Source organism: Pseudomonas sp. R76, from assembly GCF_009834565.1.
GTDB lineage: Bacteria > Pseudomonadota > Gammaproteobacteria > Pseudomonadales > Pseudomonadaceae > Aquipseudomonas.
Map to the genome: position 1 here is coordinate 1,999,228 of NZ_CP019428.1, position 15,169 is coordinate 2,014,396.

Sequence of the window (15,169 nt, forward strand, 5' to 3'; positions counted from 1 at the left end):
GCGATGCGGGCACCGCGGTGAGTCTGTAGGCCTGCGGTGATGCTATCGCAGGCAAGCCAGCTCCCACATAAGCCAGCTCGCACAGTTGATCTTCGTCAGTCTTACTTGTTGGTGTCTTTGACCAGCTTCACCGCCAGCACATCACACGGTGCGCCGTGCAGCACATCATTGGCGGTAGAACCCAGCAGCAGCGCGAGGCCGTGTCGGCCATGGCTGCCAACCACGATCAGGTCGCAAGCCTTTTCCTTGGCAAGATGGTGGATCTCCTGGCGCGGTTGGCCGTATGTGAGGTGGCAGTCGTCTTTTTGCAGATGCGGGTACTTGAGGATCAAGCGATCCAGGCGCTCTTTGGCCTGATCAAATTGTTGTTGCTGCAATTGGGAAAGGTCCATGGGCACGTCGCCACCAAAGGCCATCGCCATAGGCTCGACGATATGCACGAGTGACAGCTTGGCGCCGTTAGCGATTGCTGAAGCCTGCGCGCGCTTGATCACTGGGTCGCACTCTTCGGTCAGATCGACAGCGACCAGGATATGTTTGTAGGAATGTTCGTTGGGCATGGCGCGTTCCTCCAGGGGACTGCAATAGGTTCAGTATGGCTGGTTTCAAGCGGATGGGGTTGCGTCAGCTCAAACCCGCTCATCTAGAAATTCGGGAGTACACATATGACGGTCTGGATAGTGGTGTCAATCCTTCTGGTGGTTCTGAGCCCTCTGGCCTGGCTGCGCCCGTCGCGCCACCAGAGCGGGCGCATGGCCCTGCGGATGGAGGCGCGCCGCATCGGCCTGGCCATGCAACTGGCGCCGCAGGAGTGGCCGCACTGGCTCAAGCAGGAGCCGCCAAGCCCGTGCGCGCAGTATTGCCGGCCGCGACGCGGGAGTGCGCCGGCCCTCTGGTGTTACTGGCAGTCGGAACCGGGGGTTTGGCTCAATCAGTGGCGCGAAGTGTGCGTCGATGAAAAGTTGTTGCCGCATTTTGCGACGCTGCCGGACAACGTCTACAAGGTCGAGGCCGACAAGCAAATGATCGCCCTGTACTGGGGCGAGAAGGGCGAGGCGAGCGTCTTGCAAGCCATCGATAAATTACTCAAAGCCCTGGCCTGACGCCGGGTGGTAAAAGCCAGGCAATAAAAAGCCCGATATCATCATCGGGCTGGAGTTGGCCAGGCAGGCCGGTAATTCTGTGATTCACGCGTCGGATGTTCATCCAGGCGCACCAAGCTTGTCGCTAGCCTAGCGGCATATCCCATTCTGTACAGCCTTTTCCCACAAAATTTCCATTATTGATTTCGTGAATAATTGAATATTGATGAATCACGGGCATGGGTGGGGGTTCTGAAATGACTGGAAAGTCGCGTTTTCCCTAGCCTTTCGAGCGATTGACAATTGCCCGGAATTGGATGAAGGTGGCGTACCCAAATCAAACGGGCGTATGAATTGAGCGTTTGTCTGTCAGACCGCTCATACAGAACCCCGACTAGCGCATTGGCGGGTGTGCCTGGCGGATTGGCGTGAACATTGAGCAAATCTTCAATGTCCAACCAGAGGCCAGCGTCCAGTGTGTACTGTTCAGCTTCCATATCGTGGAGATCAGTTGATGATTTACGAAGGTAAAGCCATCACGGTTAAGGCTCTTGAAAGTGGCATCGTCGAATTGAAATTCGACCTCAAGGGTGAGTCCGTCAACAAGTTCAACCGTCTAACCCTGAACGAACTGCGTCAGGCCGTAGACACCATCAAAGCAGATGCATCGGTCAAGGGCGTGATCGTCTCCAGCGGCAAGGACGTATTTATCGTCGGCGCTGACATCACCGAATTCGTCGACAACTTCAAGCTGCCCGATGCCGAGCTGGTGGCTGGCAACCTCGAAGCCAACAAGATCTTCAGCGATTTCGAAGACCTCAACGTGCCGACCGTTGCCGCGATCAATGGCATCGCGTTGGGCGGCGGCCTGGAAATGTGCCTGGCCGCAGACTTCCGTGTGATGTCTGCCACCGCCAAAATCGGCCTGCCTGAAGTCAAGCTGGGCATCTACCCAGGTTTCGGCGGCACCGTGCGCCTGCCGCGCATCATCGGGGCCGACAACGCCATCGAGTGGATTGCCGCCGGCAAGGAAAACAAAGCGGAAGACGCGCTGAAAGTCGGCGCTGTCGATGCCGTGGTTGCCCCGGACAAACTGGCCGAAGCCGCACTGAACCTGATCAAGGGCGCCATCAGCGGCGAATTTGACTACAAGGCCAAGCGTCAGCCGAAGCTGGAAAAACTCAAGCTCAACGCCATCGAACAAATGATGTCGTTCGAAACCGCCAAAGGTTTCGTGGCTGGCCAAGCCGGCCCGAACTACCCGGCGCCGGTTGAAGCGATCAAGACTATCCAGAAGGCTGCGAACTTCGGTCGCGACAAAGCCCTGGAAGTGGAAGCAGCAGGCTTCGTCAAACTGGCGAAAACCTCGGCTGCCCAGAGCCTGATCGGCCTGTTCCTGAACGATCAGGAGCTGAAGAAAAAGGCCAAGGCCTACGACGAAATCGCCAAAGACGTGAAACAGGCCGCCGTACTCGGCGCCGGTATCATGGGCGGCGGTATCGCCTACCAGTCGGCGTCCAAAGGCACGCCGATCCTGATGAAAGACATCAACGAGCACGGCATCGAGCAAGGCCTGGCGGAAGCCGCCAAGCTGCTGGTGGGCCGCGTTGATAAAGGCCGCATGACCGCTGCGAAAATGGCTGAAGTGCTTAACGGCATTCGTCCTACGCTGTCCTACGGCGATTTCGGCCACGTCGACTTGGTGGTCGAAGCGGTTGTCGAGAACCCGAAGGTCAAGCAAGCCGTACTGGCTGAAGTGGAAGCCCAGGTTAAAGAAGACACCATCCTGGCCTCGAACACCTCGACCATTTCCATCAGCTTGCTGGCCAAAGCCCTCAAGCGTCCGGAAAACTTCGTCGGCATGCACTTCTTCAACCCGGTGCACATGATGCCGCTGGTGGAAGTGATCCGTGGCGAGAAGTCCAGCGAGCTGGCCGTTGCCACCACCGTTGCCTACGCCAAGAAAATGGGCAAGAACCCGATCGTCGTTAACGACTGCCCGGGCTTTTTGGTCAACCGCGTGCTGTTCCCGTACTTCGGCGGTTTCGCCAAGTTGGTCAGCGCCGGTGTGGATTTTGTGCGTATCGACAAGGTCATGGAAAAATTCGGCTGGCCAATGGGCCCGGCGTACCTGATGGACGTGGTCGGCATCGACACCGGCCACCACGGTCGCGACGTTATGGCTGAAGGCTTCCCGGACCGCATGAAAGACGACCGCCGTTCGGCGATCGACGCGCTGTACGAGGCCAAGCGCCTGGGCCAGAAGAATGGCAAAGGCTTCTACGCCTACGAGGCCGACAAGAAGGGCAAGCAGAAGAAAGTGGCCGACCCGTCGGTTCACGAAGTACTCGCGCCGGTCATCTACGAACAGCGTGAGGTGTCCGACGAGGACATCATCAACTGGATGATGATCGCCCTGTGCCTGGAAACCGTACGTTGCCTGGAAGACGGCATCATTGAAACCGCCGCCGAAGCCGATATGGGCCTGGTGTACGGTATTGGTTTCCCTCCATTCCGTGGTGGTGCGCTGCGTTACATCGACTCGATCGGTGTGGCCGAGTTCGTTGCCCTGGCTGACAAATACGCTGATCTGGGCCCGCTGTACCACCCGACCGCGAAGCTGCGTGAGATGGCCAAAAACGGCCAGAGCTTCTTCGGTTAAGCGCCCAGACGACTAGAGCGAGAATATTTATGAGCTTGAATCCAAGAGACGTGGTGATTGTCGACTTCGGTCGCACACCAATGGGCCGCTCCAAGGGCGGCATGCACCGCAACACCCGTGCCGAAGACATGTCCGCGCACCTGATCAGCAAGCTGCTGGAGCGCAACGTCAAGGTCGACCCGAACGAAGTCGAAGACGTGATCTGGGGCTGCGTCAACCAGACCCTGGAGCAGGGCTGGAACATCGCGCGCATGGCGTCGTTGATGACCCAGATCCCGCACACGGCCGCTGGCCAGACCGTCAGCCGCCTGTGTGGCTCGTCGATGAGCGCGCTGCACACCGCTGCGCAAGCGATCATGACCGGTAACGGTGATGTGTTCGTAGTCGGTGGCGTGGAGCACATGGGCCACGTCAGCATGATGCACGGCGTAGACCCTAACCCGCACATGTCGCTGTACGCGGCTAAAGCCTCGGGCATGATGGGCCTGACCGCAGAAATGCTTGGCAAAATGCACGGCATTACCCGCGAAGCCCAGGACGCGTTCGGCCTGCGTTCCCACCAGTTGGCCCACAAGGCGACCGTGGAAGGCAAGTTCAAGGATGAGATCATCCCGATGAACGGCTACGACGAGAACGGTTTCCTGAAACTGTTCGACTACGACGAAACCATTCGTCCGGACACCACCCTGGAAAGTCTGGCGGCCCTCAAGCCTGCTTTCAATCCAAAGGGCGGCACCGTGACAGCCGGTACTTCGTCGCAAATCACCGACGGTGCCTCGTGCATGATCGTGATGTCGGCGCAGCGTGCCCAGGACCTGGGTATCCAGCCACTGGCCGTGATCCGTTCGATGGCCGTGGCGGGTGTGGACCCGGCAATCATGGGCTATGGTCCAGTACCGGCCACACAAAAAGCCTTGAAGCGCGCAGGCCTGACCATCTCTGATATCGACTTCTTCGAGCTCAACGAAGCTTTCGCCGCACAGGCCCTGCCAGTGCTGAAAGATTTGAAAGTACTCGACAAGATGAACGAGAAGGTTAACCTGCACGGCGGTGCGATTGCCCTGGGCCACCCATTTGGTTGCTCCGGTGCACGTATTTCCGGCACTTTGCTTAACGTGATGAAGCAAAATGGCGGTAACCTTGGGGTTGCAACCATGTGCATTGGTCTCGGCCAAGGCATTTCCACCGTCTTCGAACGCGTCTAAGCGTTGAGTTGACGGAAGCCGGGGCCCAGTGCCCCGGTTTTTGTTTTTTGGAATTTTTAATATTTTTTTTTAACAAATTTTGTAAGAGGGCCAGAGCATGAAAGTCGAACCAGGGCTCTACCAACATTATAAGGGGCCGCAGTACCGCGTTTTTAACGTGGCACGGCACTCTGAAACGGAAGAAGAAGTGGTGTTTTACCAAGCACTGTATGGCGATTACGGCTTTTGGGTGCGCCCTTTGAGCATGTTCCTGGAGACCGTCGAAGTTGACGGCGAGCAGGTCCCGCGCTTTGCTTTGGTCCAAGTCGAACCCAGTCTTTTTTCAGGGCAATAACGGCGGGCCGCGCAGAATGCTGCGCTTGACCTCACCTTGTTGCCACTATATATAGCGTTGCCGCGACAGGCGCCAACTGCCTTTCACTTCTCGAATTCAGGAATTTTCCGATCCATGGGCAAATCGCTGGTCATTGTGGAATCCCCGGCTAAGGCCAAGACCATCAACAAGTACTTGGGTAACGAGTACGTGGTGAAGTCGAGTATCGGCCATATCCGAGACCTGCCCACCAGCGGTTCGGCTAGCGCCAGCAAGGAGCCTGCCGCCAAGCGCGGCAAGGCGGCTGCGGGCGAAGGTCCGGTGCTCACCCCTAAAGAGAAAGCGCGCAAGCAGCTGGTCTCGCGTATGGGTGTGGACCCGGAACATGGCTGGAAGGCCAAGTACGAAATCCTTCCTGGCAAGGAAAAGGTCATCGAAGAGCTGCGTCGGCTCGCCAAAGATGCTGACACCATCTATCTCGCGACGGACTTGGACCGCGAAGGGGAAGCCATTGCCTGGCACCTGCGGGAAGCCATCGGCGGTGATGACAGCCGCTACAAGCGCGTGGTGTTCAACGAAATCACCAAGAAAGCCATCCAGGAAGCCTTCTCCAAGCCGGGCGAGCTGGACATCGACCGTGTAAACGCCCAGCAGGCCCGTCGTTTCCTCGACCGCGTCGTGGGCTACATGGTTTCGCCACTGCTGTGGGCGAAGATCGCCCGTGGCTTGTCCGCCGGCCGTGTGCAATCGGTTGCGGTAAAACTGGTGGTGGAGCGCGAGCGCGAGATTCGTGCGTTCAACCCCGAAGAATATTGGGAAGTCCACGCTGACCTCGGCACTGCCAAAGGCGCCAACGTGCGCTTTGAAGTGGCTCGCGAGAAAGGCGAGGCCTTCAAGCCGCTGAACGAAGCCCAGGCCATGGCCGCGCTGGAAAAGCTCAAGGCTTCCAGCTACAGCATCGTCAAGCGCGAAGACAAACCGACCAGCAGCAAGCCGTCGGCACCGTTCATCACCTCCACCCTGCAGCAGGCCGCGAGTAACCGCCTGGGCTTCGGGGTGAAGAAAACCATGATGATGGCCCAGCGTCTGTACGAAGCCGGCTACATCACTTATATGCGTACCGACTCCACCAACCTGTCGCAAGACGCGGTGGCGATGGCGCGGACTTATATTGAAAGCGAGTTCGGCAAGAAGTACCTGCCGGAGAAGCCGAACGTCTACAGCAGCAAAGAAGGCGCGCAGGAGGCTCACGAAGCGATTCGTCCTTCCGACGCCAACACCGAGCCAAGCAAGCTGAGCGGCATGGAGCGCGACGCTGAGCGCCTCTACGAGCTGATCTGGCGCCAATTCCTGGCCTGCCAGATGCTGCCGGCGCAATACCTGTCTACCACCGTCAGCGTGGGCGCTGGCGACTTCGAGCTGCGTGCCAAGGGCCGTATCCTCAAGTTCGACGGCTACACCCGCGTGATGCCGCAAATCGCCAAGCCTGGCGACGACGATGTGCTGCCGGACATGGCCCAGGGCGACACGCTGAAGCTGATCAAGCTCGACCCGTCCCAGCACTTCACCAAGCCTCCGGCGCGTTATTCGGAAGCGAGCCTGGTGAAAGAGATGGAAAAACGCGGTATCGGTCGTCCTTCGACCTACGCGGCGATCATTTCCACCATCCAGGACCGCGGCTACGTTGCGCTGCACAACCGTCGTTTCTACTCGGAAAAGATGGGCGACATCGTCACCGAGCGCCTGTCCGAGAGCTTCTCTAACCTGATGGACTACGGCTTCACCGCCGGCATGGAAGAGAACCTCGATGACGTAGCCCAGGGCGAGCGCGACTGGAAAAACGTGCTGGATGAGTTCTACGGCGACTTCAAAAAGAAACTCGAAGTGGCCGAAAGCCCTGAGAGCGGCATGCGTGCCAACCAGCCGGTGATGACTGACATCCCGTGCCTGACCTGCGGCCGCCCGATGCAGATTCGTACCGCGTCCACCGGCGTGTTCCTGGGTTGCTCGGGCTACAGCCTGCCGCCGAAAGAGCGCTGCAAGGCCACCGTCAACCTGGTGCCGGGCGACGAAATCGCTGCTGACGACGAGGGTGAGTCTGAGTCGCTGGTACTGCGTGGCAAGCACCGTTGCCCGATCTGCAGCACGGCGATGGACGCTTACCTGCTCGACGAGAAGCACAAGTTGCACATCTGCGGTAACAACCCGGATTGCGACGGCTACGAGATCGAAGAGGGCAGCTACCGTATCAAGGGCTATGAAGGCCCGAGCCTGGAATGCGACAAGTGCGGCAGTGAGATGCAGCTCAAGACCGGCCGTTTCGGTAAGTTCTTCGGTTGCACCAACCCGACGTGCAAGAACACCCGCAAACTGCTGAAAAGCGGTGACGCGGCGCCGCCGAAGATGGACCCGGTGAAGATGCCTGAGCTCAAGTGCGAGAAGGTCAACGACACCTACATCCTGCGCGACGGCGCTTCGGGGTTGTTCCTGGCAGCCAGCCAGTTCCCGAAAAACCGCGAGACCCGTGCGCCGTTGGTGCTGGAAATCGTGCCGCACAAGGACGAGATCGATCCGAAGTACCACTTCCTGTGTGAAGCGCCGAAGAAGGATCCTGACGGTCGCCCGGCCGTGATCCGCTACAGCCGCAAAACCAAGGAGCAGTACGTGCAGACCGAAGTGGACGGCAAGCCTACGGGCTGGAAAGCCTTCTACGACGGCGGCAAGTGGAAGGTCGAGGACAAGCGCCAGGGCGCTTGATCGACTACGCTGCGAAATACAAAGGCCGCCTGTTCAGGCGGCCTTTTTTTGCGCTTGCAGGAAACTTGGCTGATCCGTGACACTGTTCAGCCAGCATCACGCTTATTTCGTTGTGGAGACTGCCGTTATGGCCAACGAACTCTATACCCGTACCAACCAGAAAATTTACTTCGCGGGTTTGTCTCTGGAAGCCCTTGGCCGCGCCGAGGAAGGGAAAGAGATGAATGCCATCGCGCTGGTGCAGGCGGGACGTGAGGCTGCATTGTTCCACCTCTATGGCGCCCTGCTGGGGCTGTGCCATGAAATCGCCGGGTTCTACCGTTTACCCCAGGCTGGCTCGCCGCGTGCGGAAATGATCATGAACCGCGAAGTGCTCGACAGCATGGCGATTCCCGAGTTGGCTGAGCTGGTGGAAATGGCCCAGAGCCCCGACAGCTGGGTCGCCCGCTTGCTCAAGGCGCATGCCGACATGTTCCAGCCGCCACGCGTGCCGCATGTGCCCAAGGGTGATGTGACACAGCCGCTGATCGTCGCTGTTGCACTGGAAGAGGATGAGCCCAAGCCATTGAGCCGTGAAGAGCTGGAGAGCTGGCGGCAGGAGCTGAAGAAGATGGCGTTGCGATTTCGGGAAGGCTTGAACGAGTGTTGAAGCGGTGTCGCTGAACAAATGTGGGAGCTGGCTTGCCTGCGATAGCGGTGGGTCAGCTTGCTGGTGATTGACTGATACATCGCCATCGCAGGCAAGCCAGCTCCCACACTGATAGCTGCATTCCCGACAGCACCATTCATCAAGCCGTAAAGAAACCCGTGCAGATCCTCAACGAGGCTGGGTGGATGACTGATATAATCCGGCCTTTCGTGGAGAACAGACTTTTATGCCAACGTCCTTTCTGGAAATTGTTGAATTGCCTGACGGCCGAATCGAGCTACGCCGGGCTGAGGACGAGGGTTCTCTGGTTATTTTGGATTTTTCCGAAGACGCAAAAGCGTTCCTGCAAGGCCAGCACGTGGAAGTGGCAAAAGCCATGTTGAGCGTCGGTGTGCAGATGGCGGGTCGCCTGGCAGAAGGCGAGCCGGAGAAGGACGAGGGGCCGCGGGTTCTTCACTGAGTATCAGCAAACCCGCCGCATCCCATTACCCCAAACGAATATTCAAACTCTGCGCATCGCCCGTACGTGCGGCGCTGATCAACTGTTGCTTGGCCGTAGCATTCAACGGATTCAACCAGCTCACCACCGTATGGCTACGCCCCAGGCGCAGCGCTTCGCAGGTCAACTGCTGAGCGCTTTGCGTGCCGCGTGGTTGCAGCAGCAGAATACGCTCGCGGTTGAGGCCGGCATCCCGCAACCAGGCCTGGGTCAGGCTGGCGGGCGGGGCGATCAGCGTCAGCCAGCGCGCGTCCTGTTCTTCGCTCAGTTCGCGCAGGATCGGCGCCAGCAGGCTCAGGCAGCTCCCAGCTGCACCGCGCAACGACAGTTCACTGAACGCCTCAGGTTCGGAGCCCCAAGGGGCCTCGACCGTTTCCTTGAGGATGGGCGCGAGGGGTTGGGCCATAAAGGCCTCGAACAGCGACAGTTGTGTGTGTTGTGGGGTGTGCACGAGCTGCATGGTGCCTCCTTTAGCGGCGAATGACGCCGACGCTCAAGCCTTCGATCACCAGGTCCTGATCTTTCAGGTTCACTTCAATCGGGGCGAACTCAGGGTTTTCGGCCATCAGCCAAACCTTGCTGCCTTCACGCTTGAAGCGTTTTACGGTGACTTCATCGCCGATACGGGCGACGACGATCTGGCCATTACGGGCTTCACGAGTGGTATGGACGGCCAGCAGGTCGCCATCGAAGATGCCCACGTCCTTCATGCTCATGCCGTGTACGCGCAACAGGTAGTCGGCACGCGGATGGAAGAAGGTCGGGTTGATGTTGCAGGACTCTTCGACGTGCTGCTGCGCCAGGATCGGCGCACCGGCGGCGACGCGGCCGATGATCGGCAGGGTCGATTCGTCGGCCTTTGCTTCGAAACCAGGGATGCGAATACCGCGTGAAGCACCGGGGGTCATCTCGATCGCGCCTTTGCGAGCGAGGGCCTTGAGGTGTTCTTCGGCGGCGTTGGGGGACTTGAACCCCAGTTCCAGCGCAATTTCCGCTCGCGTCGGCGGGTAGCCGTTGTCATCGAGGCAGCGCTTGATAAAAGCCAGAATCTCAGCTTGGCGTGGCGTCAGTTTTAGCATGTTGATCGCTCTGTCTTTTTATACAGTGACTGGGATTATATACAGTGAACTGCGCTTGGCAATCATCCTTTTCCGGCACTCCGCTGGACGGTCATTCGTCACCCGTCCCACGAGGCAGAGACAGCGCTGCCTACAGACCCGTAAGGATGTGATTAAATAGCGATGAAATAGGTGACTGCCCGGCCGGAAAACGGACTCGCAGGCTTGACAAGACACACCCTGAAACGTATGTTTCAAACAAGTGTTTGTCAGGCGGAGTAGCCATGGCCCAGTCGGAAACCGTTGAACGCATTCTCGATGCTGCCGAGCAATTGTTCGCGGAAAAAGGATTTGCTGAAACTTCATTGCGGCTGATCACCAGCAAGGCTGGGGTCAACCTCGCTGCCGTGAACTACCATTTCGGCTCGAAAAAAGCCCTGATCCAGGCGGTTTTCTCGCGCTTCCTGGGGCCATTCTGCGCCAGCCTCGACCGAGAGCTGGAGCGTCGCCAGACCAAGCCGGAAAACAAGCCAAGCCTGGAAGAACTGCTGGAAATCCTGGTTGAGCAAGCCCTGGTGGTTCAACCACGCAGCGGCAACGACCTGTCGATTTTCATGCGTTTGCTGGGCTTGGCCTTCAGTCAGAGCCAGGGCCACCTGCGACGTTACCTGGAAGACATGTACGGCAAGGTTTTCCGTCGCTACATGTTGCTGGTCAACGAAGCTGCCCCGCGTATTCCGCCGATCGAACTGTTCTGGCGCGTGCATTTCATGCTCGGCGCTGCGGCATTCAGCATGTCCGGCATCAAGGCATTGCGTGCGATTGCCGAGACCGATTTCGGCGTCAACACCTCGATCGAACAGGTCATGCGCCTGATGGTGCCGTTCCTCGCCGCCGGCATGCGTGCCGAAACCGGCGTGACCGACCCGGCCATGGCGGCCGCGCAATTGCGCCCACGCAGCAAATCCACGCCGGCCGTCGCCAAGGCGTGACCGCCCTGGGTGTGCGCGGCCGCTTGCATCCGCTAAGCTAGCCGCCATGCCGATTTCAGCTATTTACTCGCAACCCGTTGTGCTCACTGCGCTTATTGCGCCAGGTGAGGGTAACGGGTTGTGTGCGTTATTTAAGGAAGGTTTATGACTGCTGCCCTGCAAGGTTCGTTAATGGTCGATGTGGCCGGTACTTGTCTGACGGCCGAGGATCGCCACCTGTTGCGCCAGCCTGAAGTGGGCGGCCTGATCATTTTTGCGCGCAATATCGAGCATCCACGCCAAGTGCGTGAATTGAGCGCGGCGATCCGCGCCGTGCGCCCGGACTTGCTGTTGGCCGTCGACCAGGAAGGCGGGCGTGTGCAGCGTTTGCGCCAGGGTTTTGTACGTCTGCCCGCCATGCGCTTTTTGGCGGATAAGCCGAACGCCGAATACCTTGCCGAACAGTGCGGCTGGATCATGGCCACTGAAGTGCTGGCGGTCGGCCTGGACCTGAGCTTCGCCCCGGTGCTGGACCTGGATTACCAGCGCAGTGCCGTGGTCGGCACGCGCTCGTTCGAAGGCGACCCCGAGCGCGCCGCTGTGCTCGCCGGCGCCTTCATTCGCGGCATGAACAGCGCCGGCATGGCCGCCACCGGCAAACACTTCCCAGGCCACGGTTGGGCCGAGGCGGATTCCCATGTGGCGATTCCCAATGACGAACGCAGCCTGGAACAGATTCGCGCCAATGACCTGGTGCCTTTCGCACGCCTGAGCAAGCAGTTGGCGGCGGTAATGCCTGCACACGTCATTTACCCGCAGGTGGACACCCAGCCGGCCGGCTTCTCGCGCCGCTGGTTGCAGGAGATTTTGCGTGGCGAGTTGCAGTTCGATGGGGTGATTTTCAGTGATGACCTGTCCATGGCCGGGGCGCATGTGGTCGGTGATGCGGCCAGTCGAATCGAGGCGGCGTTGACGGCCGGCTGTGATATGGGCCTGGTGTGCAATGACCGCGCGGCTGCCGAACTGGCGCTGACGGCTGCGCAACGCATGAAGGTCACGCCGTCTGCCCGAATCGCGCGTATGCGTGGGCAGGCGATTGCCTCTACGGACTATAAGCAGGACCCGCGTTGGTTGGCGGCGCTCACAGCGTTGCGGGATGCTCAGTTGATCGACTGATAACCGTGGCGCGCCCATCGCAGGCAAGCCAGCTCCCACATTTTGATTTGTGAACACATTCAAAGGTGGGAGCGGGCTTGCCCGCGATAGCGATCTGAAGGTCAGCGCTTCTCTTGCTTATTCGGCAACGGCGCAAACAACGCCTCGATATCCTCATTGCCCAACTGCCAATCCCCGGTCGTACGCCCATCCAGCACGCCCGCCGCCAGGTCGGATTTTTCCTTTTGCAGGTGCTGGATTTTCTCCTCCACTGTGCCCCGCGCAATCATCTTGTAGACGAACACCGGCTTCTCCTGCCCGATGCGATACGCGCGGTCGGTGGCTTGGTTCTCCGTGGCCGGGTTCCACCACGGGTCATAGTGAATCACCGTGTCGGCTTCGGTCAGGTTCAAGCCCACGCCGCCCGCCTTCAGGCTGATCAGAAAAATCTGCAGCTTGCCGCTCTGGAAGTCTTTCACCGGCGTGCGCCGGTCGCGGGTCTGGCCGGTCAGCAGCGCGTAAGCAACCCCGCGCTTCTTCAGTTCGGCTTCAATCAGGCTCAGCATCGAGGTGAACTGCGAGAACAGCAAAATCCGCCGCCCTTCGGCAAACAGCTCTTCGAGCATTTCCATCAGGCTGTCGAGTTTGCCCGAGCTGCTGCCACGCGCGGGCAGGGTGGCGTCGTTGACCAGGCGCAGGTCGCAGCACACCTGGCGCAGCTTGAGCAGCGCTTCAAGAATAATGATCTGGCTGCGCGCCACGCCTTTGCGGGTGATTTCGTCGCGGACTTTTTTGTCCATGGCCAGGCGCATGGTTTCGTACACATCACGCTGGGCCTCGTTGAGGTCGACCCAATGGATGATCTCGGTCTTGGGCGGTAGCTCCGTCGCCACCTGCTCTTTGGTGCGGCGCAGCAGGAAGGGTTTGATCCGACCGTTGAGGTGCTGCAAGCGCACATCACTGGCGCGCTTTTCGATGGGCACACGGTAATCGCGGTTAAAGCTTTTCACGTCGCCCAACCAGCCCGGCAGCAGGAAGTGGAACAGCGACCACAACTCGCCCAGGTGGTTTTCCAACGGTGTGCCACTCAGGCACAGGCGCTGGCGCGCAGTCAGCTCGCGCGCGGCCTGGGCTGCCTTGCTGTTGGGGTTTTTGATGTACTGGGCTTCATCGAGGATCAGCACATGCAAGGGCAGGGCGGCGAGCTGTTCGATGTCTTTGGGCAGTAGCGCATACGTCGTCAGCAGCAGGTCGTAGTCCTGCAAATTGGCGAAGTGCTTTTTGCGTGTCGCACCATACAGCGCCAGCACCTTGAGCTGCGGGGTGAAGTGCGCCGCTTCGTCGAGCCAATTGGGAATCAGGCTGGTGGGCATCACCACCATGCACGGCCGATCCAGGCGCCCGGCGATTTTTTCGCTGAGAATATGCGCCAGGGTCTGCAGGGTTTTACCCAGGCCCATGTCATCCGCAAGAATCCCGCCGACGTCGAGTTGGCGCAGCGACTGCATCCAGCTCAAGCCTTCCAGTTGGTACGGGCGCAAGGTCGCGTTCAAGCCCTCGGGCGCCTCGCAGGTGAAATCCTTGATGTCGCGCAGGCGCTGGGCGAAGTTGCGGATCTTCTCGCCGCCTTCCCATTGCAGCGGCAGGTCTTCCAGCGGGTTGAGACGAATCGCGTCGGCCTTGGCCAGGCGCAACGTGGTGGTGCCGGATTCCTGCAGGTAAAACTCGCCGAGGGTGGCCAGCACCGGTTTTAATCGCCCATAAGGCAGCGCCACTTGCAGCGGGCCGTGGCCGTTGGGCAGGCCGGGGATGTTCACCAGGATCAGCTCTTCATCGCGGCGCCGGGCGAGTTTTTCCGGGTTGAGGATTTCGGTGTGGGAACGCATCAGGTTAAGCAGGATCGGCAACAGGCTCAGCCGCTCACCGTTGACGATGATCCCCAGTTCCAAGTCAAACCAATCGCGTTCCGGCCCTTCATCGACGGTGGCGTACCAGTCATCGACGGCGCTCAGGTCAAAGCCGAAATCCTCATCGATCTGCAGCTCCCAACCCTCGGCGCGCAGGGTGGGCGAGGCGTTGAGCGTGAAGTTCAGCCAGGCGCTGTCATTGACCATCTCGAACAATTCACCGGCACTCTCCGGCAGCGCCTTGCTCTGGCGCGTGGCGATCTTGAAGCCGAGCAGGCGCAGTTGCTCGCGGTACGGCTGCTCCAGCTCCGGGTGACGCTTGATGCGCAGGCTCTGGGTTTCCTGGCGCACGATGATGTCGGCGTTCTTTTGCCCGCTGACATAGTTGCCCAGGTAATTAAACGACAGTGCTGCGCGGTGCTGGATATAGCGCTGCATCTTGCCATTGCGCGGTTCAAACGCACTGAACTCGACACTCGCCAGCCACAGGCGCGGCACTGGCCGCACATCCTCCATCACCACTTGTGGCAACACCACGCGGTTATCCAGCACGGCCTGGAGTTTCTCCAGCAACTCGGCATCCTGCGCTGCTGCCGGGTAGGCCAGGGTTTCCTGGACCTTGAGCAGCACTGCCGCGATGTGTTTGCAGTTGGTGTGCACCGGGCAGGTACAGCGGCTGTCCACCAGGATCAGCGTGCCCTTGGCCGATTCGCGCAGCGAAATGGTCTGGCGGTATACGTTGCCACCCGAGCCTTCGCAACTGGCAACAATGGTGCTGTCGCCGGACTCGACGATGCGCACACGGTTTTCCAGGGCATAGCGCCGCCCGCGCTCAAGGCTTTGCTCTTTAAAGCGATTGGCCCACGAAGGGGCCAGGGGTTTGGTCAACGACGACGTCAGGGGCATGGCGC

At 59.5% G+C, this 15,169-nt stretch carries 13 protein-coding genes; 9 read left to right on the plus strand and 4 right to left on the minus strand.

Annotated features, from left to right (window positions below):
• Positions 1–101 precede the first annotated feature (101 nt).
• Positions 102–560 carry a universal stress protein gene (locus PspR76_RS09135; protein ID WP_159954903.1) on the minus strand — a complete coding sequence of 153 codons (459 nt, stop codon included), beginning with the start codon at positions 558–560 and terminating at the stop codon, positions 102–104.
• 105 nt (positions 561–665) lie between these two features.
• Here PspR76_RS09135 and PspR76_RS09140 point away from each other — a divergent pair, with 105 nt between their 5' ends.
• The 7 genes from PspR76_RS09140 to PspR76_RS09170 all read left to right on the plus strand — a co-directional run bounded on the left by PspR76_RS09140 (position 666) and on the right by PspR76_RS09170 (position 9,128).
• The gene (locus tag PspR76_RS09140) at positions 666–1,103 is read left to right on the plus strand and encodes a hypothetical protein (protein WP_159954904.1); all 438 of its coding nucleotides are present in this window, start codon (positions 666–668) and stop codon (positions 1,101–1,103) included.
• Positions 1,104–1,596: 493 nt separating this feature from the next.
• Entirely contained in the window at positions 1,597–3,744 is a 2,148-nt protein-coding gene (gene fadB, locus PspR76_RS09145; RefSeq protein WP_159954905.1) for a fatty acid oxidation complex subunit alpha FadB, read from the plus strand.
• Between the two features lie 29 nt (positions 3,745–3,773).
• Positions 3,774–4,949 carry an acetyl-CoA C-acyltransferase FadA gene (gene fadA, locus PspR76_RS09150; protein WP_024074080.1) on the plus strand — a complete coding sequence of 392 codons (1,176 nt, stop codon included), beginning with the start codon at positions 3,774–3,776 and terminating at the stop codon, positions 4,947–4,949.
• Between the two features lie 97 nt (positions 4,950–5,046).
• Complete coding sequence (locus tag PspR76_RS09155; RefSeq protein WP_017137419.1) at positions 5,047–5,283, plus strand: DUF1653 domain-containing protein; 237 nt, start codon at positions 5,047–5,049, stop codon at positions 5,281–5,283.
• Positions 5,284–5,397: 114 nt separating this feature from the next.
• Positions 5,398–8,019 (plus strand): type I DNA topoisomerase, encoded by a 2,622-nt coding sequence (gene topA / locus PspR76_RS09160; RefSeq protein WP_053255039.1) that lies wholly within the window; start codon positions 5,398–5,400, stop codon positions 8,017–8,019.
• Between the two features lie 127 nt (positions 8,020–8,146).
• Positions 8,147–8,668: a DUF6586 family protein gene (locus tag PspR76_RS09165; protein ID WP_159954906.1), complete on the plus strand. Its 522-nt coding sequence runs from the start codon at positions 8,147–8,149 to the stop codon at positions 8,666–8,668.
• A 226-nt stretch (positions 8,669–8,894) separates the two neighbouring features.
• Complete coding sequence (locus PspR76_RS09170) at positions 8,895–9,128, plus strand: hypothetical protein (protein ID WP_159954907.1); 234 nt, start codon at positions 8,895–8,897, stop codon at positions 9,126–9,128.
• A 25-nt stretch (positions 9,129–9,153) separates the two neighbouring features.
• Here the strand turns inward: PspR76_RS09170 and sulA are convergent, their stop codons facing one another.
• The gene (gene sulA / locus PspR76_RS09175; RefSeq protein WP_064451387.1) at positions 9,154–9,627 is read right to left on the minus strand and encodes an SOS-induced cell division inhibitor SulA; all 474 of its coding nucleotides are present in this window, start codon (positions 9,625–9,627) and stop codon (positions 9,154–9,156) included.
• A gap of 10 nt (positions 9,628–9,637) precedes the next feature.
• A complete protein-coding gene (gene lexA, locus PspR76_RS09180; RefSeq protein WP_017137423.1) occupies positions 9,638–10,246 on the minus strand; it encodes a transcriptional repressor LexA in 609 nt (202 codons plus the stop codon).
• Between the two features lie 263 nt (positions 10,247–10,509).
• Between lexA and psrA the strand changes: the two genes are divergently transcribed.
• Both psrA and nagZ read left to right on the plus strand, forming a co-directional pair.
• On the plus strand, positions 10,510–11,217 hold the full coding sequence (gene psrA / locus PspR76_RS09185) for a transcriptional regulator PsrA (protein WP_159954908.1): 708 nt from the start codon (positions 10,510–10,512) through the stop codon (positions 11,215–11,217).
• A gap of 144 nt (positions 11,218–11,361) precedes the next feature.
• The gene (gene nagZ, locus PspR76_RS09190; RefSeq protein ID WP_159954909.1) at positions 11,362–12,372 is read left to right on the plus strand and encodes a beta-N-acetylhexosaminidase; all 1,011 of its coding nucleotides are present in this window, start codon (positions 11,362–11,364) and stop codon (positions 12,370–12,372) included.
• A 101-nt stretch (positions 12,373–12,473) separates the two neighbouring features.
• Here the strand turns inward: nagZ and PspR76_RS09195 are convergent, their stop codons facing one another.
• Complete coding sequence (locus PspR76_RS09195) at positions 12,474–15,164, minus strand: DEAD/DEAH box helicase (RefSeq protein WP_159954910.1); 2,691 nt, start codon at positions 15,162–15,164, stop codon at positions 12,474–12,476.
• Between the last annotated feature and the right edge of the window lie 5 nt (positions 15,165–15,169).

Coding starts and splice junctions, on each gene's coding strand:
- PspR76_RS09135 (WP_159954903.1), bottom strand. CDS start 560: ATGCCCAACGAACATTCCTACAAACATATCCTGGTCGCTGTCGATCTG.
- PspR76_RS09140 (WP_159954904.1), top strand. CDS start 666: ATGACGGTCTGGATAGTGGTGTCAATCCTTCTGGTGGTTCTGAGCCCT.
- fadB (WP_159954905.1), top strand. CDS start 1,597: ATGATTTACGAAGGTAAAGCCATCACGGTTAAGGCTCTTGAAAGTGGC.
- fadA (WP_024074080.1), top strand. CDS start 3,774: ATGAGCTTGAATCCAAGAGACGTGGTGATTGTCGACTTCGGTCGCACA.
- PspR76_RS09155 (WP_017137419.1), top strand. CDS start 5,047: ATGAAAGTCGAACCAGGGCTCTACCAACATTATAAGGGGCCGCAGTAC.
- topA (WP_053255039.1), top strand. CDS start 5,398: ATGGGCAAATCGCTGGTCATTGTGGAATCCCCGGCTAAGGCCAAGACC.
- PspR76_RS09165 (WP_159954906.1), top strand. CDS start 8,147: ATGGCCAACGAACTCTATACCCGTACCAACCAGAAAATTTACTTCGCG.
- PspR76_RS09170 (WP_159954907.1), top strand. CDS start 8,895: ATGCCAACGTCCTTTCTGGAAATTGTTGAATTGCCTGACGGCCGAATC.
- sulA (WP_064451387.1), bottom strand. CDS start 9,627: ATGCAGCTCGTGCACACCCCACAACACACACAACTGTCGCTGTTCGAG.
- lexA (WP_017137423.1), bottom strand. CDS start 10,246: ATGCTAAAACTGACGCCACGCCAAGCTGAGATTCTGGCTTTTATCAAG.
- psrA (WP_159954908.1), top strand. CDS start 10,510: ATGGCCCAGTCGGAAACCGTTGAACGCATTCTCGATGCTGCCGAGCAA.
- nagZ (WP_159954909.1), top strand. CDS start 11,362: ATGACTGCTGCCCTGCAAGGTTCGTTAATGGTCGATGTGGCCGGTACT.
- PspR76_RS09195 (WP_159954910.1), bottom strand. CDS start 15,164: ATGCCCCTGACGTCGTCGTTGACCAAACCCCTGGCCCCTTCGTGGGCC.